The sequence below is a fragment of the Burkholderia sp. 22088 genome (assembly GCF_052045915.1).
In the GTDB taxonomy this organism is placed as follows: Bacteria; Pseudomonadota; Gammaproteobacteria; order Burkholderiales; family Burkholderiaceae; genus Burkholderia; species Burkholderia cepacia.
The window spans coordinates 74,386-98,294 of record NZ_JBQEPY010000002.1 but is presented as its reverse complement, the minus strand read 5'-3'; the positions used below and the strand labels follow the sequence as shown (position 1 = coordinate 98,294).

At 66.6% G+C, this 23,909-nt stretch carries 23 protein-coding genes; 19 read left to right on the top strand and 4 right to left on the bottom strand.

The window, feature by feature from the left end; genetic code table 11:
- Positions 1-65 precede the first annotated feature (65 nt).
- The 7 genes from ACTJLD_RS03515 (at position 66) to ACTJLD_RS03485 (ending at position 8,302) form a co-directional block, all read left to right on the top strand.
- Positions 66-770, top strand: a complete 705-nt coding sequence (locus ACTJLD_RS03515) for an SDR family oxidoreductase (protein WP_027790713.1) — start codon at positions 66-68, stop codon at positions 768-770.
- Positions 771-973: 203 nt separating this feature from the next.
- A complete protein-coding gene (locus tag ACTJLD_RS03510; RefSeq protein ID WP_021156719.1) occupies positions 974-2,251 on the top strand; it encodes an epoxide hydrolase family protein in 1,278 nt (425 codons plus the stop codon).
- 411 nt (positions 2,252-2,662) lie between these two features.
- Entirely contained in the window at positions 2,663-3,472 is an 810-nt protein-coding gene (fabI, locus tag ACTJLD_RS03505; protein ID WP_440657991.1) for an enoyl-ACP reductase FabI, read from the top strand.
- Positions 3,473-3,533: 61 nt separating this feature from the next.
- The gene (locus ACTJLD_RS03500; RefSeq protein WP_440657990.1) at positions 3,534-5,882 is read left to right on the top strand and encodes a DUF3141 domain-containing protein; all 2,349 of its coding nucleotides are present in this window, start codon (positions 3,534-3,536) and stop codon (positions 5,880-5,882) included.
- 19 nt (positions 5,883-5,901) lie between these two features.
- Positions 5,902-6,840, top strand: coding sequence for a phosphate acetyltransferase (locus ACTJLD_RS03495; RefSeq protein WP_027790717.1), 939 nt, complete (start codon positions 5,902-5,904; stop codon positions 6,838-6,840).
- Between the two features lie 4 nt (positions 6,841-6,844).
- A complete protein-coding gene (locus ACTJLD_RS03490; RefSeq protein WP_060350290.1) occupies positions 6,845-8,023 on the top strand; it encodes an acetate/propionate family kinase in 1,179 nt (392 codons plus the stop codon).
- Positions 8,024-8,047: 24 nt separating this feature from the next.
- The gene (locus ACTJLD_RS03485; protein WP_060085645.1) at positions 8,048-8,302 is read left to right on the top strand and encodes a hypothetical protein; all 255 of its coding nucleotides are present in this window, start codon (positions 8,048-8,050) and stop codon (positions 8,300-8,302) included.
- An 89-nt stretch (positions 8,303-8,391) separates the two neighbouring features.
- Here the strand turns inward: ACTJLD_RS03485 and ACTJLD_RS03480 are convergent, their stop codons facing one another.
- Positions 8,392-8,796 carry a hypothetical protein gene (locus ACTJLD_RS03480; RefSeq protein ID WP_222212231.1) on the bottom strand — a complete coding sequence of 135 codons (405 nt, stop codon included), beginning with the start codon at positions 8,794-8,796 and terminating at the stop codon, positions 8,392-8,394.
- A 340-nt stretch (positions 8,797-9,136) separates the two neighbouring features.
- On the opposite strand from ACTJLD_RS03480, the gene ACTJLD_RS03475 reads away from it, so the two are divergent.
- The 4 genes from ACTJLD_RS03475 (at position 9,137) to ACTJLD_RS03460 (ending at position 12,228) form a co-directional block, all read left to right on the top strand.
- Positions 9,137-10,180, top strand: a complete 1,044-nt coding sequence (locus tag ACTJLD_RS03475) for an alpha/beta fold hydrolase (RefSeq protein WP_048021657.1) — start codon at positions 9,137-9,139, stop codon at positions 10,178-10,180.
- Positions 10,180-10,725 (top strand): cytochrome P460 family protein, encoded by a 546-nt coding sequence (locus ACTJLD_RS03470; protein ID WP_059857417.1) that lies wholly within the window; start codon positions 10,180-10,182, stop codon positions 10,723-10,725. The genes ACTJLD_RS03475 and ACTJLD_RS03470 overlap by 1 nt, the downstream gene beginning before the upstream one ends.
- A gap of 301 nt (positions 10,726-11,026) precedes the next feature.
- A complete protein-coding gene (locus tag ACTJLD_RS03465) occupies positions 11,027-11,353 on the top strand; it encodes a DUF4148 domain-containing protein (protein WP_334034421.1) in 327 nt (108 codons plus the stop codon).
- 83 nt (positions 11,354-11,436) lie between these two features.
- Positions 11,437-12,228 carry an alpha/beta fold hydrolase gene (locus ACTJLD_RS03460; protein WP_440657989.1) on the top strand — a complete coding sequence of 264 codons (792 nt, stop codon included), beginning with the start codon at positions 11,437-11,439 and terminating at the stop codon, positions 12,226-12,228.
- 93 nt (positions 12,229-12,321) lie between these two features.
- Here ACTJLD_RS03460 and ACTJLD_RS03455 read toward each other — a convergent pair whose 3' ends face one another.
- The gene (locus ACTJLD_RS03455) at positions 12,322-13,473 is read right to left on the bottom strand and encodes a hypothetical protein (RefSeq protein ID WP_440657988.1); all 1,152 of its coding nucleotides are present in this window, start codon (positions 13,471-13,473) and stop codon (positions 12,322-12,324) included.
- Positions 13,474-13,829: 356 nt separating this feature from the next.
- Between ACTJLD_RS03455 and ACTJLD_RS03450 the strand changes: the two genes are divergently transcribed.
- The 8 genes from ACTJLD_RS03450 (at position 13,830) to ACTJLD_RS03415 (ending at position 22,372) form a co-directional block, all read left to right on the top strand.
- Positions 13,830-14,300, top strand: a complete 471-nt coding sequence (locus ACTJLD_RS03450) for a rhodanese-like domain-containing protein (RefSeq protein ID WP_059692885.1) — start codon at positions 13,830-13,832, stop codon at positions 14,298-14,300.
- Between the two features lie 28 nt (positions 14,301-14,328).
- A complete protein-coding gene (gene epsC, locus ACTJLD_RS03445) occupies positions 14,329-15,267 on the top strand; it encodes a serine O-acetyltransferase EpsC (protein WP_027790728.1) in 939 nt (312 codons plus the stop codon).
- 8 nt (positions 15,268-15,275) lie between these two features.
- Positions 15,276-15,497: a helix-turn-helix domain-containing protein gene (locus ACTJLD_RS03440; protein WP_021156738.1), complete on the top strand. Its 222-nt coding sequence runs from the start codon at positions 15,276-15,278 to the stop codon at positions 15,495-15,497.
- A 138-nt stretch (positions 15,498-15,635) separates the two neighbouring features.
- Positions 15,636-16,568, top strand: coding sequence for a family 2A encapsulin nanocompartment shell protein (locus tag ACTJLD_RS03435; protein ID WP_027790729.1), 933 nt, complete (start codon positions 15,636-15,638; stop codon positions 16,566-16,568).
- Complete coding sequence (locus ACTJLD_RS03430; protein WP_060358781.1) at positions 16,543-18,543, top strand: family 2A encapsulin nanocompartment cargo protein cysteine desulfurase; 2,001 nt, start codon at positions 16,543-16,545, stop codon at positions 18,541-18,543. The genes ACTJLD_RS03435 and ACTJLD_RS03430 overlap by 26 nt, the downstream gene beginning before the upstream one ends.
- 268 nt (positions 18,544-18,811) lie before the next feature.
- Positions 18,812-19,015, top strand: coding sequence for a hypothetical protein (locus ACTJLD_RS03425; protein WP_440657986.1), 204 nt, complete (start codon positions 18,812-18,814; stop codon positions 19,013-19,015).
- Positions 19,016-19,300: 285 nt separating this feature from the next.
- Positions 19,301-20,860 (top strand): methyl-accepting chemotaxis protein, encoded by a 1,560-nt coding sequence (locus ACTJLD_RS03420; protein WP_440657985.1) that lies wholly within the window; start codon positions 19,301-19,303, stop codon positions 20,858-20,860.
- Between the two features lie 363 nt (positions 20,861-21,223).
- Positions 21,224-22,372, top strand: a complete 1,149-nt coding sequence (locus tag ACTJLD_RS03415) for a porin (protein WP_060171452.1) — start codon at positions 21,224-21,226, stop codon at positions 22,370-22,372.
- Between the two features lie 41 nt (positions 22,373-22,413).
- Here ACTJLD_RS03415 and ACTJLD_RS03410 read toward each other — a convergent pair whose 3' ends face one another.
- On the bottom strand, positions 22,414-23,304 hold the full coding sequence (locus ACTJLD_RS03410; RefSeq protein WP_440657984.1) for an acetylglutamate kinase: 891 nt from the start codon (positions 23,302-23,304) through the stop codon (positions 22,414-22,416).
- 59 nt (positions 23,305-23,363) lie between these two features.
- Entirely contained in the window at positions 23,364-23,885 is a 522-nt protein-coding gene (locus ACTJLD_RS03405) for a PTS sugar transporter subunit IIA (RefSeq protein WP_440657983.1), read from the bottom strand.
- Positions 23,886-23,909 lie beyond the last annotated feature (24 nt).

Below are 23,909 nucleotides of genomic sequence, written 5' to 3'. Positions count from 1 at the left end.
ACATTACCACCATGGCGCACCGAACGGCGGTTGCGCGGCGGCAGGATTCGAATGAGGAGCAGATCGTGACTGTAGAAAAAGTGGCGTTGATCACGGCGGCGGGCAAGGGCATGGGCGCGGCGATCGCGCGCGAACTGGCGGCGACGGGCTATCGCGTCGCGCTGATGTCGCCGTCGGGCAGCGCGGTGGCGCTCGGCGAGGAACTGGGCGGGTTCGGCATCCAGGGTTCGGTGACGGAAGAAGCCGACATCGACCGGCTCGTGCAGGAAACGCTCGCACGCTACGGCCGCATCGATGCGGTCGTGAACAACACCGGGCATCCGCCGAAGGGCGAGCTGCTGGCGATCACCGACGACAACTGGCATGCGGGGCTCGACCTGATCCTGCTGAACGTGGTGCGTGTGATGCGCCGTGTGACGCCGGTCTTCCAGAAGCAGGGCGGCGGCGCGGTGGTCAACATCTCGAGCTTCGCGGCGGACGCGCCCGAGCAGCCGATGCCCGTTTCGTCGGCACTGCGCGCGGCGCTGAGCGCATGGACGCGCCTTTACGCGGAACGTTACGCGGCCGAGCACATCCGGATGAACGCGGTGCTGCCGGGCTTCATCGACAGCTGGCCGGAAACGCCGGAGATCGTCGCGCGCATCCCGGCCGGCCGCTTCGGCAAGACCGGCGAGATCGCGAAGACGGTCGCGTTCCTGCTGTCCGACGGCGCGGGCTACATCACCGGGCAGAACATTCGCGTCGACGGCGCGATCGTCAAGGCGCTGTAAGCGTCGCGCGGGCGAGCGGCCGCACCGGCCGTGCCGCTCGCCGCGCCGCCGCTACAAACGCGTACAAACCAGACAAATCCGGGATACATCAGACCTTTCAAATGGGCGACGCCGCGTGAGCCGGGCGCGCCGGATTGAAAGCGAAGGCGCGGCCCCGCGCGCGGCATGTTCACTTTCCACTTCACGAAAGGAGATGCCGAACGATGTCTTCCACACCGTTTTCCCCGATGCGTCGCCACCTGCTTGCCACGTCCGTGGCCGCAGGGGTCTCGGCGATGCTGCCCACGGCGCTGCATGCCGCGACCGGCGCGAGCGGCATACGCCCGTTCACCGCGCACATTCCCGACGAAGCCGTCGCCGACCTGCGCCGCCGCATCGCGGCAACACGCTGGCCGGGCCGCGAGACCGTCGCCGACGAATCGCAGGGTGTGCGGCTGGCGCGCATGCAGGCGCTGCTGCGCTACTGGGGCACCGATTACGACTGGCGCAAGGGCGAGGCGCGCCTGAACGGTTTCCCGATGTTCATCACGGAAATCGACGGGCTCGACATTCATTTCATCCACGTGCGCTCGCGGCACGAGAACGCGATGCCGATGATCATGACGCACGGCTGGCCGGGTTCGATCTTCGAGCTGCTGAAGGCGATCGGCCCGCTGACCGACCCGACCGCGCACGGCGCGAGCGCCGACGATGCGTTCCATGTCGTCGTGCCGTCGTTGCCGGGCTTCGGCTTCTCGGGCCGGCCGACGCAGACCGGCTGGGGTTCCGACCACATCGCGCGCGCGTGGGGCGAGCTGATGGCACGGCTCGGTTATACGCGCTTCGTGTCGCAGGGCGGCGACTGCGGCTCGGTGATCTCGCACCGGATGGCGATGCAGCGCGTGCAGGGGCTGGCCGGGATTCACGTGAACATGCCGGCGACGGTGCCGCCGGATATCGCGACGCTGCTCGCGACCGATGCACCCGCGCCGGCGTCGCTGTCGCCGAAGGAGAAGGCCGCGTACGAGAAGCTCGCGACGTTCTATCGCGACAACTGCGGTTACTCGGCAATGATGGTCACGCGCCCGCAGACGGTCGGCTATGCACTCGCCGATTCGCCGTCCGGGCAGGCCGCATGGATGTACGACAAGATTTCGCAGTGGACTTATAGCGGCGGCGTGCCCGAGCGTTCGATCCCGCGCGACGAGATTCTCGACGACATCTCGCTGTACTGGCTGACCAACACCGCGACGTCCGCCGCGCAGATCTACTGGGAGGATCACTCGAACAACTTCAACGCGGTGGATATCGCGTTGCCGGCCGCGATCACGGTGTTTCCGGGCGAGATCTACCAGGCGCCGCGCAGCTGGGCCGAGCGCAGCTATCACAACCTGATCTACTTCAACGAAGTCGACAAGGGCGGACATTTCGCGGCATGGGAGGAGCCGGAGTTGTTCGCGCGTGAAGTGCGTGCCGGGTTCCGGCCGTTGCGGCGCGTGTAAGCGAGGGAGGACGGGCGAACGCGGGCCGGTGCGGATGCGGCCGGCGTTTGCTTCCGTCGTGCACGTTCCCGAATTCACCGTAGCGTCGTTATTGCCGCCGGCGTTACCCGTCAAAGCGGCCGTTTTACAGCAGAAACGGCACGGCGCTTCCGTTCACGATTGAATGACATATCGATGAACCAGCCCCCTTCTGGAAGAAACATTCCATCGTAATTATTTGATTAAAAAGCGATTTTGATAAAAATCAAAATATATCGCGTGAATTGCCTGATGTATTGAAACCCTCAATACAATGATTCGCGACTGCACCTGAGTGCGGACGGATCATCCTGTTTATTGGCACGCGGCAAAAAGCCGAATCGGCTTTTTCACGGTTTCGCCCGGTGAAAAAATACGACCCGAGGTTTCGCGATGACGAATAACGACGTGCGCGAGTCACGCATGGCTTGCGATGGCATGCGCCCGCTTGAAGGTCGAAGAGGCATCGTCGTCGGCCTGGCGAACGAGCAGAGCATCGCGTGGGGATGTGCGCGCGCCTTTCATGCAGCGGGTGCCGAGCTGGCGGTGACCTGGCAATCCGACCGGGCGTTGCCGTACATCGAGCCGCTGCTCGACCAGCTGAAGCCGGCGATTGCGATGCCGCTCGACGTGAGCCGGGCCGACCAGATGCGCAAGGTGTTCGACACGATCGGCGAACAGTGGGGCGGCCTCGATTTTCTGTTGCATGCCGTTGCCTATGCACCCAGGGCCGATCTGCACGGGCGGGTCGTCGACAGTTCGCCGGAAGGGTTCGCTCTCGCGATGGATACCTCCTGCCACTCGTTCATCAGGATGGCGAAACTGGCCGAGCCGTTGATGACGTCCGGTGGAAGCCTGATGGCGATGACCTATATCGGCGCTGACCAGGTCATCGCGGAGTACGGCGTGATGGGCCCGGTCAAGGCGGCGCTGGAGGCCACCGTCCGATACCTCGCTGTCGAGCTGGGGCCGGCCGGCATTCGCGTGCATGCGGTGTCGCCCGGCGCACTGGCCACGCGGGCGGCCTCCGGGCTGCCGAACTTCGATCACTTGCTTGACGACACCGCCCGGCGTGCGCCATTGCGCCGGCCGCTCGACATCGACGACGTCGGTGCGCTGTGCACCTTTCTCGCCAGCGATGCCGCACGCGCGATGACCGGCAGTATTCACTACATCGACGCGGGGATGCACGTGCTCGGCTGACGCGAGGCGGCCGCTCCCGGAATGCGTCGAGATTCACCTTGCCCCTCTGGAGAACAGTGTTATGGATGCTGCCACGCAACTGGCGCGCAGTCATGAGATCGCCACGGAGATTGTCCACGTCCTGCAAAAGCGCACGCAGCACGCGCTGGAACAGTACGGGAAACGGTTGGGCGAAGCACTCGACGGCAGCGACGGCCCCGGCCAGGAGCCGGGCGCCGCCCCGTTTGCCATGCCGTTCTCGCCGCTGGGCGCGTGGCATTACGCGGTCGACGCCGCACAGCGCGCGCTGCTGTTCTGGGACACGCTGCGCGAGCGCGGCACGCAATATGTCGAGCGCATGGCCGAGGGGCTCAAGCCGGTGCTGCATTTCGACTACGACGTCGTGCTCGACGGCCGGCAGTTCGCACGGCCCGTCAATTACGCGCTCGTTCACATCCAGCCGCCGGATGGCGTGATCGTCGACGCCGGCAAGCGGCCCTACCTGATCATCGATCCGCGTGCCGGGCACGGCCCCGGTATCGGCGGCTTCAAGGACGATTCGCAAGTCGGCGTGGCGTTGCGCGCGGGGCATCCCGTGTATTTCGTCGTGTTCTTCCAGGAGCCCGAGCCCGGCCAGACGTTGCTCGACGTGTGTGCCGCGGAACAGGCGTTCGTGCGGAAAGTGCGGGAGCTGCATCCGGACAGCCTCAAGCCGGCCATCGTCGGCAATTGCCAGGGCGGCTGGGCCGCGATGATGCTCGCGAGTTCGTCGGCGGACGATACGGGCCCGATCGTCATCAACGGCGCCCCGATGTCGTACTGGAGCGGCGCGTGGAGCGACGGGCCCGGCGACAATCCGATGCGCTATGCCGGCGGCATACTCGGCGGCACGTGGCTCGCGTCGTTCGCGTCGGACCTGGGCAACGGCAAGTTCGACGGCGCCTATCTCGTGCAGAACTTCGAGAACCTGAACCCGGCGAACACGTTGTGGGACAAGTATTACCACGTGTACGACCACATCGACACCGAGCCGCCGCGCTTCCTCGAGTTCGAGCGCTGGTGGGGCGGCTACTACCTGATGAACCGCGACGAGATCGAATGGATCACGCGCAACCTGTTCATCGGCAACAAGCTCTGGTCCGGCGAAGTGAAAGACGGATCGGGCAAGGCGTTCGACCTGCGCGAGATCCGCTCGCCGATCATCCTGTTCGCGTCGATGGGCGACAACATCACGCCGCCGCAGCAGGCGTTCAACTGGGTCACGGACATCTACGGCAGCACGGAGGAGATCAAGTCGCGCGGGCAGGTCATCATCGGGTTGGTGGAAGAGGACGTGGGGCATCTCGGCATCTTCGTGTCCGGCAAGGTCGCGAAGAAGGAGCACGCGCAGATCGTCAGCGTGCTGGATGCCGTCGAAACGCTGCCGCCCGGCCTCTATGCGATGTCGATCGAGGAGGTAAAGGGCGCCGACGGGAAGGTCACGTACGACGTCACCTTCGCCGAGCACCGTCTGGAAGAGATCGCGCAATACTTCAACCGCTTCGGGCGCAAGGACGAGCAAGCGTTCGAGGCCGTCGCCGCGTTGTCCGAATTCACGCAGCGCGCGTATGAACTGTTCATGCAGCCATACGTGCAGCAGGCATCGAACGAGACCACGGCGCACCTGTTGCGCGACTTTCATCCGCTGCGCTTCCAGCGCTGGGCGTTTTCGGACCTGAATCCCTGGCTTCGCTGGCTGAAGCCCGCCGCCGACACGGTCAGGGCCCACCGCCAGCCGTCCGACGATATCGAGCCGTGGCGCAAGCTCGAACGGCGTGGCTCGGATATCGTCAGCGCGTCGCTCGATTGTTTCCGCGCGATGCGCGATGCAAGCATCGAGTCGCTGTTCTTCTCGCTGTACACCCAGCCGGCCATGCTTCATTTCGGGGAGCAGTATCGCGACCGTCACGCTGCTGCGCCGGCGGCGGCGGACCCCCGCGACCTGCCGTTCGTGAAGGCGGCGCTCGCCTCGATCGAGCGTGGCGGCTACACCGAAGCGGTTGCGCGCGCGGCGTTTCTGCTCGAGCGCAGCGGCGAACCGTTTCCGCTGGCGCAGCTTGCGACCGAGCGCGAGCTTGCCGAAACCTACGCCGAATACCTGCCGAACCTGCCGCCCGACCAGTGGCGGCGCATCTATGGCGAGCAGGAGATCATCGCGACTTACGCGCCCCAACAGGCCGTCGCCGCGCTGCCGGTGCTGCTTGCCCGGCCGGAGGACCGCCAGCGGCTGCTGACGCTGCTGGACAAGCTGCTGGGCGACGCGCGCGTGCAAAGCGCGTCGGTGAGCGAGCAACAGTGGGCGGCGCTGCAACGCATTCGCGCGGTACTGGGTGCGCCGCCTGCCACGCTACCGGCCAGGGGGCCGCTGGCGACACTCGAACGCGTGCAGTGACGGACAGCGAGGAACCGCAATGGAAACCCGACACGAGAAATATCGCCGCCTCATCGAACACTGCCAGGCGCTCGCGCCGATGCCGACGGCCGTCGCGCATCCGTGCGATCGAAGCTCGCTCGAGGGCGCGCTGGAGGCGGCGCGCAAGGGGCTGATCGAGCCGATCCTGGTCGGCCCGCGTGCGCGTATCGAAGCGACCGCCGCGGAGTTGCAGCTACCGATCGGCGACTACGAGATCGTCGATGCGCCGTACAGCGAGGCGTCGGCAGCGGCGGCGGTGCGGCTCGTACGCGACGGCCGCGCGTCCGCGCTGATGAAGGGCAGCCTTCACACCGACGAACTCATGGCCGAAGTGGTGCGGCACGATTCCGGGTTGCGCACGGGCCGGCGCATCAGCCATTGCTTCGTGATGGACGTGCCCGCGCACGCCGATCCGCTGATCGTGACCGACGCGGCAATCAATATCGCGCCGACGCTCGAGGAAAAGGTCGACATCCTGCAGAACGCGATCGATCTCGCGCATGCGCTGGATTTTCCGCAGGTTCGCGTGGCGATCCTCTCGGCCATGGAGACGGTCAACCCGAAAGTGCCGTCGACGCTCGAAGCCGCCGCGCTGTGCAAGATGGTGGATCGGCGGCAGATCACCGGCGCGCTCGTCGACGGCCCGCTGGCGCTCGACAACGCGATCGATCCCGAAGCCGCGCGCATCAAGCAGATCGATTCGCCGGTGGCCGGGCACGCGAACGTGCTGATGGTGCCGAACCTCGAAGCGGGCAACATGCTCGCCAAGAGCCTGTCGTTCCTGGCCGGCGCGGATGCGGCGGGCATCGTGCTCGGCGCGCGCGTGCCGGTCATCCTGACGAGTCGTGCCGATTCGTTGATCACCCGGCTGGCTTCCTGTGCGGTCGCGATGCTCGTCGCGAACGTGCAGCGCGAAGCGGCCCGGCGCGCGGGGTGACGCCATGGCAGACGTGATTCTGGTGTTGAATGCCGGCTCGTCGAGCATCAAGTTTTCCGCATTCGACGTGCACGGCGACACGCTCGGCCTGATCGTGCATGGCCAGGTCGAGGGCCTGTACACGGCCACGGCGCACTTCAGCGCCGTCGACCGCCACGCGGAGCGTCACGAACGGCAATGGGCCGGCGGCGATACGTTCGGCCATCAGGAAGGGCTCGAGCAGATCGCCGCGTTCCTGGGCGCGCATCAGGAAGGGCACCGTCTCGCGGCGGTGGGCCATCGCGTCGTGCACGGCGGACAACGCTTCAGCGGCCCGGTGCGCGTCACGCCCGAGATCGTGGCCGAGCTGGAAAAACTCACCCCGCTCGCGCCGTTACATCAGCCGCACAACCTGACGCCGATTCGTATCCTCGAAACGATGCAGCCCGGCGTCGAGCAGGTGGCCTGCTTCGACACGGCGTTCCACTGCACGCAGCCCGCGGTGACCCAGGCATTCGCGCTGCCCGCGTCGATCACCAGCCGGGGCGTGCGCCGTTACGGTTTTCACGGGCTCTCGTACGAGTACATCGCGAGCGTGCTGCCCGACGTCGCGCCGGCGGCGGCGCGCGGGCGCACGGTCGTCGCCCATCTCGGCAACGGCGCGAGCATGTGCGCGCTCGTGGCAGGCAAGAGCGTCGCGAGCACGATGGGGTTCACGGCGCTCGACGGGCTGCCGATGGGCACGCGTTGCGGCAGCCTCGATCCGGGCGTCGTGATCTTCCTGATGGAAGCACTCGGGATGGACGTGCGCGCCGTCGAGGATCTGCTCTATCGGCGTTCCGGGTTGCTCGGCGTGTCCGGCCTGTCGAGCGACATGCGCACCCTGCTCGCGAGCGACGATCCGCACGCGCGCTTCGCCATCGAGCTGTACGTCTACCGCATCGCGCGCGAACTCGGTTCGCTTGCGGCCGCGATGGAGGGCATCGACGCCGTCGTGTTCACGGCGGGGATCGGCGAGCACGCGGCGGCGGTTCGCGAAGGGGTGCTGCGCCGCGCGGCGTGGCTCGGCGTCGAGATCGATGTCGACGCGAACGGCACGGACGGGCCGCTGATCACGACGGCATCGAGCCGCGTATCGGCGTGGGTGATCCCGACCGACGAAGAGCTGATGATCGCGCGCCATACGCACCGGCTGATCGGGTGACGGGCGAACGAGCAAGGAATCCTCATGGCTGAACTACTGCTGGTCAATGTCGAAGAACACGCGCGCGACGACGAGGTCGGCGCGTTCCTGGCGCGGCATGGATTCCCGCTGTTCGATGCGATTGAGCGCGTGCCGGCCGGGATCGGCACCCCCATCGCACTGCTTCGGTTCGACACGCTGTCGTCGGTGGCGCTTTACACGCTGCGCGCCCGGATCGATCACATCTCGTGGCGGGGCCGCTCGATTCGCGCGCATATCCTGCCGGACCGGAAGGACTGAACGGCTGCGTGCAGCGGCGTGGTCCGAGCGGTGAATGCGGGCGGGCCGACATGCGGCCGGTGTTCATCGGCGGGGTGGGGCGGTCACCTTCAGATGATCCGGCACGTGCCGTGTACGTCCCTCAGCCACGTGAAAAGCGTCATCGCGGCATAGACACAAGGCAGCACGATCAAAAATCGACGCCACGTGACCTTGAAACGCGGAAGCCGCCGGACGACCGCGGCGAGCGCGATGCAGGCAACCAGCCCGACCGGAAAAATGTTCCAGTTGTCCCTGAAGGCGGCAAAAACGAAAGCCGCCGTGACAAACACGACCCAGACGACGGCACCGCCAAGCGTGTCGCAGTAGGCGGTGGCGTATCCGGAGAACCACGCGAGCAGGAGCGCCGCAAGCCCGAAAGCGGTCAGGATGGTCGCGAGCCAGAGCGGCGGCCCGTTCGTGCCCGCCTGTCGCACGGGAGCGTCTTGTTCGTCGGCATTGGTCAATTCGGTCACCTGCAATCGGGCGGGTTGTCACGGCAAGCGGCGTAGTATCGCCGCGTTTCGGCGCCGAAGCGAGAGGCGGTGCGTGGCCACGCCATCGCCGGGGCAGGCCGGCGCGTGGCACATGGCCCCCTGCGAACCCGGATTCCCGCCCGATTTTTGAATCGTCGTGTGTCGTGTTCGCCGACAGATACGTTGGGATACAAAGCCTCGCCGGGGCTCGGGTATAAAACCGGTGAAGCGATTCACACGGCGGCGCGATGCCATGCGCCGCTGCCGAGAACGCAGATTCCCGAGTACCCGCACGTGCCGCGGGTCACCTTCCTTAGCGATCGACACTGGAGAACGAGTCATGCCCGAAACCGTGAACACCCGCCGCCGCCTGATCCTGGGTACGACGCTGGCGAGCCTCAGCCTCGCCGACCTCGGCTTCAGCGCCCTGGCGCACGCGCAGTCGGCTCCCGATGCAGCGCCTGCGAAGCGCGCGGCCGGCGTCGCGTCGCTGGGCACGATCCACCAGATCGACGCGGGCGTGCTCAACGTCGGGTATGCGGACCTCGGGCCGAAGAACGGCCCGGTCGTGTTCCTGCTGCACGGCTGGCCGTACGACATCTACAGCTATGCGGAAGTCGCGCCGCTGCTCGTCGCAGCCGGCTATCGCGTGATCGTGCCTTACCTGCGCGGCTACGGGTCGACGACGTTCCGCTCGGCCGACACGGTGCGCAACGGCCAGCAGGCCGTGACGGCCGTCGACATCGTTGCGCTGATGGATGCGCTGAAGATCGACCGCGCGGTGTTCGGCGGCTACGACTGGGGCGCGCGCACGGCCGACATCATCGCGGCGCTGTGGCCGCAGCGCGTGAAAGCGCTGGTGTCGGTGAGCGGCTACCTGATCGGCAGCCAGGAGGCGAACCGCAAGCCGCTGCCGCCGCAGGCCGAATTCCAGTGGTGGTATCAGTTCTACTTCACGACCGAGCGCGGCGCGCTGGGCTACGCGGCGAACCGCGACGCGTTCAACAAGCTGATCTGGCAGCTCGCATCGCCGAAATGGCAGTTCTCCGACGAAACCTACGCGCGCACGGCCGCGTCGTTCCAGAACCCCGATCACGTGGCGGTGGTGATCCACAACTATCGCTGGCGTCTCGGGCTCGCGAAGGGCGAGGCGCAATACGACGACCTCGAGCGGCGCCTTGCGGCCGGCCCTGCGATTACGGTGCCGACGATCACGATGGAGGGCGATGCGAACGGCGCGCCGCATCCGGAACCGGCCGCGTACGCGAAGAAGTTCACCGGCAAGTACCAGCACCGCACGATCACCGGCGGCATCGGCCACAACCTGCCGCAGGAAGCGCCGCAGGCGTTCGCGGATGCGATCCTGCAAGTGGAGCACCTGTGATGCGGGCGCGCATGGGTGGAGTGCGCCGCGGCGTGCGCCGCGGGTTCGTCGCGGGCGTGCTGCTGGCCGGCGCGTGGTCGGCGAGCGGCCCGGCCGCGTTCGCGGAGCAGCCGAAGCCGGCTGCCGCCGCCGCGTCGCCGATTTACGGCGTGACGATCCCGCCCGGCTACCGGAAGTGGGAAATGGTCGCCCCGGCCGAAGAAGCCGCGCCGCTCGATGAACTGCGTGTCGTGCTCGGCAATCCCGTCGCGATCCGTGCGCTCGAGCAGGCGACACTGCCGTTTCCGGACGGCACGATCCTGGTGAAACTCGCGTACAAGCGCAAGCAGTCCGACGAGTTCGCGCCGGCGACGGTGCCCGGACAGGCGACGACCGTGCAGGTGATGGTGAAGGACTCGCGCCGCTATGCGTCGACGGGCGGCTGGGGCTTCGGGCGGTTCATCAACGGCGTGCCGGCCGATATCGGCCAGCATCAGACGTGCTTTGCGTGCCACCAGGCGCGGGTGAAGAATCACGACTACGTGTTCACGCGGCTGGCGCCGTGACGTACCCGGTTCGATATGTTCGACGGAAAGGCGTGCCATGCGGCACGCCTTTTTTCATGGTGGGTGTGCTTTCGTGGAGAACGTCAGCGGAGCGGGCCATGAACGATGCGGTAGCCCGGTTTGTATCGCACTGTATCTGCGGCCGTTCCTGAAAAACTGGCATGCAGAAAGCCCCGGTTCCGGAAACATGCCGGATACGTGGGCGGGTTCTACTGTCGACATGCAGGAAACGTTCGATGCCAGACGATCTGGATCGGATGCCGAATGATCGACCGACCTACTTCCTTCAAGGAGAACCCTCATGAAAGCCGCTCGCATCCTCGCCGTTGCCGTCCTCGCCGCCATCCCCGCCCTGTCGTTTGCCGACACCGGCCACGGCCTCACGCGTGCCGACGTGCGCGCCGAACTCGTTCGCCTGGAGCAGGCCGGCTACAACCCGGCGCGTAGCGAACCGCATTACCCGGAAGACGTCGCCGCCGCGCTGCAGGTCGCGCGTTCCGACCAGAACGGCCCGTCGAAGTCGCAAGGCGACAACGTGGCCGACGCATCGACGCGTGCCGGCCATCGCGGCGCGGCGCAAGCGCACGCCACGCACAACGCATACGACGACCTGTACGCGCATTCGTGATCCGGTGCCGCGCCTGCCTCGTGCGCAGGCGCAGCCGCTACCGCGGCACGTTCAAACAACACAACAGAGCAAGGAGTAAAACGATGGCCGGTTTGATGAAACGCGTTCTGGTGTCCGCCGCCGTGATCGGCGGACTGTTCGGTGCGGTCGCGGTGCAGGCTGCGCAGAAGGACGACCTGAAAGGCACGAACGTCGTGCTCGTGCACGGCGCATTCGCCGACGGGTCGAGCTGGAACCGCGTGATTCCGCTGCTCGAGGCGCGCGGGCTGCACGTGGTGTCGGTGCAGAATCCGCTGAGCTCGCTCGCCGACGATGCAGCCGCGACGAAGCGCGCGATCGACGAACAGAAGGGGCCGGTCGTGCTGGTCGGCCATTCGTGGGCCGGCGTCGTGATCAGCGACGCGGGCAACGACGACAAGGTGAAGTCGCTCGTGTACGTCGCCGCGTTCGCACCCGACAACGGCCAGTCGATTGCGGACGTCACGCAGGGGTTGCCGGCACCCGCATGGGCCGGCGAACTGCGCAAGGACGCGGGCGGCTTTGCCACGTTGTCGGACAAGGCGATCGCGCAGGATTTCGCGCCGGACCTGCCGCCCGCGCAGCAGCGCATCGTCGCGGCGACCCAGGGGCCGTGGTACGGCGGGTGCATTTCGGAGAAGGTCACGCAGGCTGCGTGGCATGTGAAGCCGTCGACGTTCGTCGTCGCGACGCAGGACAGGATGATCGATCCGACGCTGCAGGAAGCGATGGCGAAGCGGATCGGCGCGACGGTCGCGCGGGTGAACGGCAGCCATGTGTCGATGCTGAGCCAGCCGAAGGCCGTGGCCGACGCGATCATCGCGGCGGCGGAACGCGCGAAGCAGGATGCGCAGTGAACGTGATCGGCCACGATTGAGCCGCTGATTCGGCGGGCCAACGAACGGCACGTGGTCGACTCGCAGCGAGTCGACCACGTGTGCGATTTTCGGTCAGATCGGTTGCTTCAGACGGACCGGCCGGACGTCGTCCTTCTTCAGCACGACGCAATTCCGCCCGGCGTCGAGGGCCTTGTTCCTGGCACGCTGGAGGTCGCTCGGGTCGCTTGAGAACCTGTCATCGGGCGCGTCGGTGACGCCAGGACGAAATTCGCCGGCACACAGCAGACGGATATCACCGAATGCATATCGGACATACGCGTGGATGATTTTCGGTTCAGACGATGCGACCGGAATGCCTACGCGCTCGAGGCTGGAGCGGGCATCCGGCTTGAGCAGTTCGAAATCCTGGGGCGCTATGCTGAAAACGCCGGTCTTTTCCAGTGCACGAGTGCCGATGCCGGTGGAGAACGACGTCAGGGACCACATGACCAGCACATAGAACACGAAGCAGATGCCGACGGCGAGATACTTGACGGCCATGGTCGCCGGCTTGTTGCGGGCAGCCATGCCGATCGCCATCAGACCCGGAAGGAAGCCGGCGAGCGTAAGCGGAAGGAGGACAACGAGCGCTGAAAAGGCCTTCGCGTTCGTACTCATGTCGCCGGCGAACGATTCCATGGTCAGGAATCCGCCGCTGCTCGCGATGGCGGCGATGGTAATGAACAGGGCCAGTCCCGCGGCTTTACCCAGGATCCGCCCCTTTCCGTTCGCCATCGTCACCTTGTCGCGGCGCCACCCGACAAGCGTCGCTACGATGCCGAATGCGAAGGTTCCCAGTAGAAGAAGCCAGATCGGCAAATTCTCGGTCAGGATCGATGCCGCGATGACCATTGCCATCCAGGCCCCCACCGTTGCCAGTATGACGATTGACGTACTCCGGGAGAGCACGCGCACGTCTTTGTCGACGACGAGAAGAAACAGCAGAAAGATCGATGGTGCGCACAGAGCGAACAGCAGCGCGGACACCAGCAGCAGTGTGCCGATCAGTAGTGCGAGCAGTCCGGATGTCGACGAGATCGAATCGAGAAACAACGTGTGCCAGCCGATCCGGTTGAGGTAGAGCCACAGCGTCAGTCCCGGAAGGACGAGCAGCAGTAGCGAGAATTTGGCGATCAGCTCGGCGGTGTCCTTGCCGTAATCGAGAAACGTCTTGAAGCGTTCCAGGAAAACGCTCCATGGAATCGCGGATGTCGGTGTGCTCATGTTGGCCCTCTGTATTGTTTTGCAACCTGAATTCTACGGTGTGATCCCGCGCCTCCAGGTGTCATGCACATTGGCGTTCCGACTGTCCATGGTTCGAACAAGGCGTTCGCTCGGCCCGCTACGCATCCCGCGATGCCGGTCCGCATTCTTGCCGACTGTCATGCGTCGGTCATTCCAGACCTCTCCCGACGCAATTGCATTCCCCGCAACGCTGATTAGGAAATGAATTTTTATTGGTTCAGCTTCCCCGGCCGCCCTCGCATAGTGGCGCTGACGGCTATAGACAGCACGCAAGCTGCAACGGCCGAATTCCCGGTGTTTTTGTTCATACGAATCCGCGAAAACAAGGAAGTGTCATGACGGTTGAACTGGAAGAACGAACTGCCGCGCAGCAGGCGCTCGAAGACGCGCGCGCGGCCGCTGCGGCGGCCGGTACGCCCTATGCGGGCGGTGTCGCGCCGGAAGTCGCGTGGGCGCTGTTCTCGTCCGGCGATGCGCTGCTGGTGGACGTGCGCACCGCCGAGGAACGGAAATTCGTCGGCCACGTGCCGGAGTCGCTGCACGTGCCGTGGGCGACCGGCACGAGCCTGACGCGCAATCCGCGCTTCGTGCGCGAACTGGAAGCGAAGACGGGCAAGGCGGCCGTCGTGCTGCTGTTGTGCCGTAGCGGCAACCGCTCGGCGCAGGCGGCCGAGGCCGCGACGAAGGGAGGCTTCACGCAGGTATTCAACGTGCTCGAAGGGTTCGAGGGCGACCTCGACGAACGGCAGCATCGCGGCGTCAGCAACGGCTGGCGCTTCCGCGGCCTGCCGTGGGCACAGGACTGATTCACGGCCGAGACAGGGAGAACGCAGCATGGCCGCATTCGACATCGACGACATCGTTCAATCGCTGCAGACCGTACGCCGTGCATGGCGCGAGAAGCAGCGGCGCTCGCTCGAACCGGGCGGGCGCGACCTGCCGGCGCGCGAAGCGCTCGCGCAGATCATCGGCGCGCTGAAGGGCGTGCTGTTCCCGATGCGGCTCGGGCCGCCCGAGCTGCGCCAGGAGAGCGAGAACTTCCACGTGGCCCATGCGCTCGACGCGGCGCTGAACGCGCTGCTCGCGCAGGTGAAGCTGGAATTGCGCTACGCGGCGCGGCAGCGCAATGCCGACGGGCCGGTCGATCATGTCGACGAAGTCGCGTCGACGGCCGTGCAGGCGTTCGCCGCGCGCCTGCCCGAGATCCGCCGGCTGCTCGACAGCGACGTGCTGGCCGCGTTCCACGGCGATCCGGCGGCCGGCAGCGTCGACGAGGTGCTGCTGTGCTATCCGGGCATCCTCGCGATGATCCACCACCGGCTCGCGCACGAACTGTACGGGCTCGGCCTGCCGCTGCTCGCGCGGATCATCGCCGAACAGGCGCATGCGGAGACGGGCATCGACATTCATCCGGGCGCGCGCATCGGCGCGGGCTTCTTCATCGACCACGGCACCGGCGTCGTGATCGGCGAGACGGCGATCATCGGCGAGCGCGTGCGCGTGTACCAGGCCGTCACGCTCGGGGCGAAACGCTTTCCGCGCGACGCGGCCGGCCATCTCGAGAAAGGGCTCGCACGGCATCCGATCGTCGAGGACGACGTGGTGATCTACGCGGGCGCCACGATCCTCGGCCGCGTGACGATCGGGCGCGGCGCGGTGATCGGCGGCAACGTGTGGCTCACGCAGGACGTGCCGGCCGGCGAGAACATCACGCAGGCGGTGCTGCGCAGCGAAACGAACGCCACGCCGCGCGCGGCGGCGCGTGTCGCCTAGGAGGCGCGATGAGCGACCTCATCCATCACTTCGGCGCCAACGTGCGCAGGCTGCGCGAAGCGCGCACGTGGTCGCAGGAACAGCTGGCCGAGCATGCGGGGCTGAACCGTTCGTATGTCGGCGAGATCGAGCGCGGCGAGGCGATCGCGTCGATCGTCACGGCCGACAAGATCGCGCGCGCGTTCGACGTATCGATCTCGACGCTGCTGCCGGGCACGTTCGTCACCTGAGGCCGCCTCGTCATCTTTCCCTTTCGGTCGCACGCGACATGACGGCTATAGCATGTTGAGCCGGCAGGTGCGTGCTTCCGATAATCACCCAGCGTCATAAGCAATCCCGTTTTTCATCTTAAGAACCCGGAGCCACACATGTCGACCGTTGCAAGCGGCGCGGCTGCGCTGAGCGATCACGCCGCCCGCCAACTAGCGAACGCTACCAAGACCGTCCCCCAGCTTTCCACGATCACGCCGCGCTGGCTGACCCATCTGCTGCAATGGGTACCGGTCGAGGCCGGCATCTATCGCCTGAACCAGGTGAAGAACCCGGAAGCCGTGCGTGCCGCATGCACGCAGCTCGAGGACGAAAGCGTGCTGCCGCAGACCTTCGTGCCGTACGAGGAACAGCCGCGCGAGTATTTCCTCAACGCGGTGAGCACGGTGCTCGACGTGCATACGCGGATCTCCGATCTTTACAGCAGTCCTCATGACCAGATCAAGGAACAGCTGCGCCTGACGATCGAGACGATCAAGGAGCTGCAGGAAAGCCAGCTGATCAACAACCCCGACTACGGGCTGCTCGCGAACGTGACCGACGACCAGCGGATCTTCCCGCTGACGGGCGCGCCGACGCCGGACGACCTCGACGAACTGCTGACCAAGGTGTGGAAGGAGCCCGCGTTCTTCCTCACGCACCCGCTCGCGATCGCCGCGTTCGGCCGCGAATGCACGCGGCGCGGCGTGCCGCCGCCGACGGTCAGCCTGTTCGGCTCGCAGTTCCTGACGTGGCGCGGCATTCCGCTGATCCCGTCGGACAAGGTGCCGGTCGCGGACGGCAAGACCAAGATCCTGCTGCTGCGCGTCGGCGACAAGCGCCAGGGCGTGGTCGGCCTCTATCAGCCGGGTGTCGCGGGCGAGCAGGGTCCGGGCCTGTCGGTGCGCTTCATGGGGATCAACAACCAGGCGATCGCGTCGTACCTGATCTCGCTGTATTGCTCGCTCGCGGTCCATTCGCCGGATGCGCTGGCTGTCCTCGATGACGTCGAAATCGCCAAGTTCCATGACTATCCCGACACCTACCGTTAATCCCGGCCTGGCCGGCGGCGACGCGCACGCGCTGCCGCACGCGCCGTTGCCGGCCGGCTTGCCCGATCCCGCGACGCTTGCGCGGCTCGCGTCCGAGTTCTTCTCGACGCCGCCCGGGCAGGCCACCGCGCCCGGGTTGTCGGCGGGCAGCGGTGCGGTCGGCGGCGTGCCGTCGGCGTTGCCGGCCGCCGCGCCGATCCTGGCGTCGGTGAGCAACCCGGTCCCGGGCGGCTCGCCGCTCGCGGGGCCGGGCGGCGCGGGCACCGGCGTGCCCGGTCTCGCGCTCCCGCAAGGGAAGGTGCCCGGCGCGAACCTCGCGCCGTCCGCACCGACCCACGTGCTGTCGCTCGGCAACCGCGCACCGGCGCTCGCGCCGCATGCGGCCGCGCAGAACGGGCTGCCCGACAACGCCGTGTCGATCGCGCCCGCGCTCGAACCGCGCGTCGGCGGCGCGGCGCTCGGCGTGCCGCAAGTGAATGCGCCGGCGCCGGAAGGCGCGGCGAAGGCATCGCCGTACTACTTCACCGACGGTTCGCTGCAGGGCTGGCAGGCGACGCCGCAGGACATCGTCGTGCCGTCGAACGGCCTCGCGTCGCCGGAAGCGTTCGGGCTGCCGGGCGACGACGCGCTGCGCGAACTGCTCGCCGTGCATCGCGACGTGCCGGCGTCGCGCGCGTCGGGCGGCGAGGTGCCGCGTTACTTCATCGACGATACGCACGCAGCCGAGCCGCAAGGTCAGTTGTATCGCGGCGCGCACCCGCCGTTCGACGTGAACGCGATCCGCCGCGATTTCCCGATCCTGCAGGAGCGCGTGAACGGCAAGCAGCTCGTGTGGTTCGACAATGCGGCGACGACGCACAAGCCGCAGGCCGTGATCGACCGCCTCGCATACTTCTACGCACACGAGAACTCCAACATTCACCGCGCGGCACATGCGTTGGCCGGCCGCGCGACGGATGCGTACGAGCATGCGCGGGAAACGGTGCAGCGCTTCATCGGCGCATCGTCGCCGGACGAGATCGTGTTCGTGCGCGGCACGACCGAGGCGATCAACCTGATCGCGAAGTCGTGGGGCGTGCAGAACGTCGGCGAAGGCGACGAGATCATCGTGTCGAACCTCGAGCATCACGCGAACATCGTGCCGTGGCAGCAGCTTGCCGCGCTCAAGGGCGCGAAGCTGCGCGTGATTCCGGTCGACGATTCGGGGCAGGTGCTGCTCGACGAATACCGGAAGCTGCTCAACGACCGCACGAAGATCGTGTCCGTCACGCAGGTGTCGAACGCGCTGGGCACGGTCGTGCCGGTGAAGGAGATCGTCGAGCTTGCGCATCGGGCGGGCGCGAAGGCGCTCGTCGACGGCGCACAGTCGATCTCGCACATGCGCGTGGACGTGCAGGCGCTCGATGCGGATTTCTTCGTGTTCTCCGGGCACAAGATCTACGGGCCGACCGGGATCGGCGTCGTGTACGGCAAACGCGCGATCCTCGACGACATGCCGCCCTGGCAGGGCGGCGGCAACATGATCGCGGACGTGACGTTCGAGCGCACGGTGTTCCAGCCGCCGCCGAACCGGTTCGAGGCCGGCACCGGCAACATCGCGGATGCGGTGGGGCTGGGTGCCGCGCTCGACTACGTGAGCCGCGTCGGCATCGAGAACATCGCGCGCTACGAGCACGACCTGCTCGCGTATGCGACGAGCGTGCTCGCACCGGTGCCGGGTGTGCGCCTCGTCGGTACCGCGCGCGACAAGGCGAGCGTGCTGTCGTTCGTGCTGAAGGGCTACGAGACCGAGGAAGTCGGGCAGGCGCTGAACGAAGAGGGCATCGCGGTGCGCTCGGGGCATCACTGCGCGCAACCGATCCTGCGGCGGTTCGGGCTCGAGGCAACGGTGCGGCCGTCGCTCGCGTTCTACAACACGTGCGACGAAGTCGACGCGCTGGTGAGCGTCGTGAGAAGGCTGGCGACGCGACGCTGACGCATGCCGTCTGCGAGGAGGCCGCTTGTGGCGCCCGGCAACGGGATGTCGCAAGCGGCCTCATTTGCGTGGCGATGCGGGCATGGCGCGCCGCTCGACGTTCCGTGAGCATCCATCCGTCGCGCCCCATCCTCCACAGCCCGGCCGTCGTATCGGGCACGGCCGGGCACCGGATCGGCAACCGGCGCATTGACGGGAGCGCCGTTGCGCCGTGCCTTGCGCCTGGCATCGCGCCGGCGCTGCGCTGCGCTGCGCGATCGCGGTCGACGTGGTGATCACGAAGTTCCGGCATGGCCCGGCCGGGCTGCGCAGCAGGACGCTGGCGAGCAGCGGTCCTGCGGGTCGATTGCTCGCCGAGCGGCTGAGGCATGATCGGCGCGCTTCGGGCAGCGCGGCTGAATGGTTTGTTATCCAGATCAATCTGCGTGGAAGCCGGTACGCGGCGCGCACGGTCGAAAGCAGCCCGACGTGAGCGCAGGGGCGCATCGGCATGCCACCACGCGACACGTGCGCCCGCCAGCGCCCGGGCACCTGGATATTCATCGGACGATTCGGCGTGCAAGCGTTGCACACCTCGCTATCACGGACTCGCGCGGATCACAACTCGCCGCTTCCGGAAACGTCCGTTACGGATTCTGCGTTAATCCCGACGTCACTTTGGTCGTTATCGGGAAGTCGACCTTGCACGTGCCGTACCCGACTGGTTTCACGCGCATGCGTCGCATGCACCGGCGGCGTGCTCAACGCTCTCCTGACCATGATCAAGAATTTCAGCATTCGCACCCGTCTGGCGCTGGCGATGGGTTTTCTCGGAGTATTGCTGGTCGTCGGCGGCATCATCGGCGTGGTCGGCATGGCAATCGGAAACAACGACGTGAAGACGCTCTATTCCGAACGGCTCGCTTCGTCGGAGGCGCTCGGGCAGGCGAATGTCGCGCTGTCGAGGACGCGCCTGTGGCTGTATCGCATCGCGCTCGATCCGGCCAGCGACGAAGTTCCGCAGGAAACCGGTGTGGCCCGCGACATGCTGGCCGCATCGAGGAAGGCATGGGAGGCCTATCGTGCGCTGCCGTTCTCCGGCCCCGAAGAGGCCCGCCGCGCGGCCGACGCCGGCAGCAAGTTCAAGGCGCTGGTCGACAACGGGCTGGAGCCGATGTTCGAGGTCATAGCCACCCGTGATGCGGCCAAAATTCCGGAAGTCTGGCGACGCATCCCGCCGTCGCTGTTCATCGACGCGTCCGACGCCATGGATGCGCTCGGGCAGCTCCAGATCACGGCTTCGCGGGCGACGTTCGATGCCGCGCAGGCACGCTTCCACTGGTTCATCGCCATGGCGTTCGCCGGGAGCCTGGTCGCGCTCGGGGCGGCCACGCTGACATGGTGGTCGCTGCAACGGGCGATCGGCACGCCGCTGGCGAACGCACTGGGCCATTTCGGCGCCATCGCCGAAGGCGACCTGACGACCCGGGTGGAGATTCATTCGACCGACGAAATGGGGCAACTGCTGACCGGCTTGCAGACGATGCAGGGCGAACTGCTCCAGACGATCCGGGCGGTGCAGAACGGCTCGCACGCGATCGACGCCGCCGCTCGGGAGATCGCGGAAGGCAACATGGATCTGTCCCAACGGACCGAGGAGCAGGCCGCGTCGCTGGAGGAGACGGCCGCGTCCATGGAGCAGCTGACATCGACGGTTCGCCAGAACGCCGAGAACGCGAAGCAGGCCAGCCAGGTGGTGAGCGACGCGGCGCTGCTGACCGAGCAGGGCAATCAGGCCGCGCAAGAGGTCGTCAGGACGATGCGGGGGCTGTCGGAATCGTCAGACAAGATCGCCGAGATCATCACGGTGATCGAAGGCATCGCCTTCCAGACCAACATCCTGTCGTTGAACGCCGCGGTCGAAGCGGCCCGGGCCGGCGAGCAGGGGCGCGGGTTCGCGGTCGTGGCGGGCGAAGTGCGCTCGCTGGCCCAGCGCAGTGCCGCGGCATCGCGTGAAATCAAGGAACTGATCACGGATTCGCTCAGGCGCGTCGACACCGGCGCACGGCAGGTCGATCGCGCGACGGGGACGATGACGGAAATACTGGCGTCGGTGCGACGGGTCGACGTACTGATGAGCGAGATTACCGCCGCGTCCGACGAGCAGTCGCGGGGCATCGAGCAAGTCAATCAGGCCGTCGCGCAGATGGATCAGGTGACGCAGCAGAATGCCGCGCTGGTGCAGCAGGCATCGGCAGCGGCGGCGGCGCTGAAAGCGCAGGCGGGGCAGCTGGAAGCGACGATCGCGGTATTCCGGATCGATGCCGCCCGAGCCTGATTCGACGCCGGCGCATCGGGTCGCGAAGGACGCACCGTGTCGGGATCGTTGCCGTTCTGCGCGCCGTGGCCATGCTCCGACAGCCGGGCATCGAACCATCGGTGCCGCGCTTCGACACGGTGTGAATCATTGGGGCGGAACGTGATTTGCCCGCCGTCCGGCAGGCCGCGACGGCGGATCTCGATCGCGCCGGGCCGCTGCATCGTGCACGACAGCGATTGTTGACGACGCTGGAAAGGTCCAATCCAGAAGCGGTAATAGGTGCCGCGAATATGGCCGATTATTCTCCCGTTCGCAGTAATGGCGTCCGTCCACGAATGCTATCGGACTGCTTACAAAATCAATTGCCCAGGGAGGCCTTTCATGAGACGCACCGTTGTCACCGGTTGTATCGGCGCCGCTTTCACCATGTCTGCATCGTGCACGTTCGCGCAGAGTTCGGTTACGTTGTATGGCCTCGTCGATACGGCGATCCGTTATCAGACGAATGCCGGCCCTGACGGCAAGGACCTGATCGGAATGACGGTCGGCCCGGAAACGCACAGCCGTTGGGGCTTGCGCGGCAGCGAGGATCTCGGCGGCGGGCTGTCGGCGATTTTCCGTCTCGAGAACGGTTTCGAGCTGGGCGACGGCAAGCTGCACGTCGCGAACACGCTGTTCAGCCGGCAGGCCTACGTGGGCCTGTCGAACAGCCGATATGGCACGCTGACGTTCGGCAACCAGTACGCGCCGGTGTACGACACGATGGGCGACGTATTCGATCCGATGACCGTCGGCGACTACTGGCAGGACAGCTGGGCGTACAACGGCATTGGCAACTACCTGACGGTGCCGAACTCGGTGAAGTACGCATTCACGTACAACGGGTTCAGCGTCGATGCGATCTACGGCTTCGGCAATCATGCCGGTGCGATGGGCCTCGACAGCACGTACGGCGTCGAGCTCACCTACGCGCAAGGGCCCGCGTCGATCAACGCAGGCTTCCAGCAGACCTCGGTATCGTCCGTGAACGGCAGTGCGACCAACGGCGCGAAGGTGAACTTTCTGCACGTGAGCGGCGCGTATCAGGTTACGCCCTCCGTCCGCCTGCTGGCCGGCTGGCTGCACGGCCAGGACAAGACGGGCACGACCGACTTCAACATGCAGCAGGCCGGCGCACCGGCGTTGAGCGGCGGGAGCCCGAACCGCATCGACGACACGTTCTACGTCGGCGCCAACTGGCAGGCCACCGCGCCGCTGCTGATCACGGTGGCCGGCTACTACGGCCACGCACGCAACGCGCAGCGGCTCGACGGCACGCTCGGCTCGGGGATCAACTACTCGGCGACCGTGCTGGCCGAGTATGCGCTGTCCAAGCATACGGAGGTCTACGGCACGGTCGATTTCTCGCGCGGCAACGGTGCGTTCGCGGCCGACTATCCGGGTGCCACCAACCGGCTCACCGGCAAGGTCGACCAGATCGGCAGGACCAACAACGTCGGGGCTGCCGTCGGCCTGCGCCAGATGTTCTGACGGCACTGCGCACCGCGCCGCGAGCGGTTCTGCTGCAAAATTCAGAACCGCACGACCTGCTTTTGCTCGACGTTGAAGCCGTCGCGCAGCACGCTCGCCGAATCCGCGAAGTAGCGGCGGGTTTCCGCCAGCAGGTCGGTGTTGCCGCGCCGGCAGAACACGACCCCCGATCCTTCCTCCGTCAGCAGTTCGTCGATCAGCGATTCGGGTTGCCCGATATCGGCGAGATGGACGTTCTGCACGCCGTGCGCGAGCGCATCGAGCGCTTCCCGCACGCAAGGCGCTGCGGTTGCGGCCGGATGCTCGGCCAGCCATTGCTCGAGTTCCGTGATGCCATAGAGCCCGGCGAGCTCGCCGAGTTCGCGCAGCAGCGCGCTGTCGACCATCATCACCAGCGTGACGGCGCCGGTGCGCTGCGCGAAGAGGCTGCCGAGCTGTTCCGCGCGCAGCAGGTGATCATGGCCTGCGTCGTCCGGGGCGACCGGCATCACGACGGGCACCAGCCCGTTGCCGAGAAACGCAGCCAACGCGGTGCCGTCGAAGTGCGCGACCGCGCTCGTCGTGCGATCGGATGCGGCGGATGCGATCAGCAGCCCGCCGTCGTGACCGTCGATGCCGAGCGCCTTCACGCCGTGGCTGCCGATCAGGCGCACCAGCTCATGGTTGCGCTCGGTCATCGCGGCGCGCGCGGTGTCGACCGATTGCGTGCCGGACGCGGCCGGTAAGCCCTGGACGACGATCGGTCGAACGCCGGTGAGTGCGAGCAGCGCGACATCCTGCGCGAATGCGTGGCGGGCGCGTGCGTCGCTCGCGGCGCCGCCTTCGACGATGACGACGGTCTGCCCGTGCAGGGCCTGCATGAACGGCAGCGAGCGCGCCAGGCCGGCTACGCGGCGCGACGTCGGGGTGGGACTTTCAGGGTCTGGGAACATGGGAATCCGGATGGATGAAGGGAGTGCGTGTTGCCGCACGACGCGGCATCACGACGGCATCAATACGTGCGTTGCATCAGCCGGTGAATCTCGTCGGGCGTCAGCGCGTCGCGCGACGACTGCCGGAACGGGCGTTCGCTGAAACAGCGCGCCGCGTCGGCGAGCAGTTCGAGGTGCGCGCGGTTGTCTTCCTGCGGCAGCACCAGCACGATGAATTCGCGCACGGGCTTGCGATCCGGTGCGTCGAAGGGGAACGGATACTGCGCGCGAACGAACAGCGCGATGGCCGAGCGGAGGCCGGCGACACGCGCATGCGGAATCGCGACGCCCTGGCCGAGGCCGGTCGAGCCGAGTTGCTCGCGCTTCGTCAGTTCGGTCCTGATCCGTTCCGCGGACACACCGCTGCTGCGCTCGATATAGTGCGCGACGAGGTCGAACAACTGGATCGCGCTTTCGACCGGTACGTCGAGCAGGATGTTATCCGGCGGGCAGGCGTCGGCCAGCCGGTTCGCGAACGTTGCGCCGCCGCGTCGGTAGGGAAGGTCGGGTTGGCCGCCGGCGGCGGCCTGCTGCGTTTGCATGCGGATCTCTCCGTGTCGGGATGA

Coding starts and splice junctions, on each gene's coding strand:
- ACTJLD_RS03435 (WP_027790729.1), top strand. CDS start 15,636: ATGTCGACCGTTGCAAGCGGCGCGGCTGCGCTGAGCGATCACGCCGCC.
- ACTJLD_RS03440 (WP_021156738.1), top strand. CDS start 15,276: ATGAGCGACCTCATCCATCACTTCGGCGCCAACGTGCGCAGGCTGCGC.
- ACTJLD_RS03485 (WP_060085645.1), top strand. CDS start 8,048: ATGGCTGAACTACTGCTGGTCAATGTCGAAGAACACGCGCGCGACGAC.
- ACTJLD_RS03490 (WP_060350290.1), top strand. CDS start 6,845: ATGGCAGACGTGATTCTGGTGTTGAATGCCGGCTCGTCGAGCATCAAG.
- ACTJLD_RS03415 (WP_060171452.1), top strand. CDS start 21,224: ATGAGACGCACCGTTGTCACCGGTTGTATCGGCGCCGCTTTCACCATG.
- ACTJLD_RS03430 (WP_060358781.1), top strand. CDS start 16,543: ATGACTATCCCGACACCTACCGTTAATCCCGGCCTGGCCGGCGGCGAC.
- ACTJLD_RS03465 (WP_334034421.1), top strand. CDS start 11,027: ATGAAAGCCGCTCGCATCCTCGCCGTTGCCGTCCTCGCCGCCATCCCC.
- ACTJLD_RS03455 (WP_440657988.1), bottom strand. CDS start 13,473: ATGAGCACACCGACATCCGCGATTCCATGGAGCGTTTTCCTGGAACGC.
- ACTJLD_RS03410 (WP_440657984.1), bottom strand. CDS start 23,304: ATGTTCCCAGACCCTGAAAGTCCCACCCCGACGTCGCGCCGCGTAGCC.
- ACTJLD_RS03510 (WP_021156719.1), top strand. CDS start 974: ATGTCTTCCACACCGTTTTCCCCGATGCGTCGCCACCTGCTTGCCACG.
- ACTJLD_RS03460 (WP_440657989.1), top strand. CDS start 11,437: ATGGCCGGTTTGATGAAACGCGTTCTGGTGTCCGCCGCCGTGATCGGC.
- fabI (WP_440657991.1), top strand. CDS start 2,663: ATGACGAATAACGACGTGCGCGAGTCACGCATGGCTTGCGATGGCATG.
- ACTJLD_RS03450 (WP_059692885.1), top strand. CDS start 13,830: ATGACGGTTGAACTGGAAGAACGAACTGCCGCGCAGCAGGCGCTCGAA.
- epsC (WP_027790728.1), top strand. CDS start 14,329: ATGGCCGCATTCGACATCGACGACATCGTTCAATCGCTGCAGACCGTA.
- ACTJLD_RS03475 (WP_048021657.1), top strand. CDS start 9,137: ATGCCCGAAACCGTGAACACCCGCCGCCGCCTGATCCTGGGTACGACG.
- ACTJLD_RS03420 (WP_440657985.1), top strand. CDS start 19,301: ATGATCAAGAATTTCAGCATTCGCACCCGTCTGGCGCTGGCGATGGGT.
- ACTJLD_RS03405 (WP_440657983.1), bottom strand. CDS start 23,885: ATGCAAACGCAGCAGGCCGCCGCCGGCGGCCAACCCGACCTTCCCTAC.
- ACTJLD_RS03500 (WP_440657990.1), top strand. CDS start 3,534: ATGGATGCTGCCACGCAACTGGCGCGCAGTCATGAGATCGCCACGGAG.
- ACTJLD_RS03470 (WP_059857417.1), top strand. CDS start 10,180: ATGCGGGCGCGCATGGGTGGAGTGCGCCGCGGCGTGCGCCGCGGGTTC.
- ACTJLD_RS03495 (WP_027790717.1), top strand. CDS start 5,902: ATGGAAACCCGACACGAGAAATATCGCCGCCTCATCGAACACTGCCAG.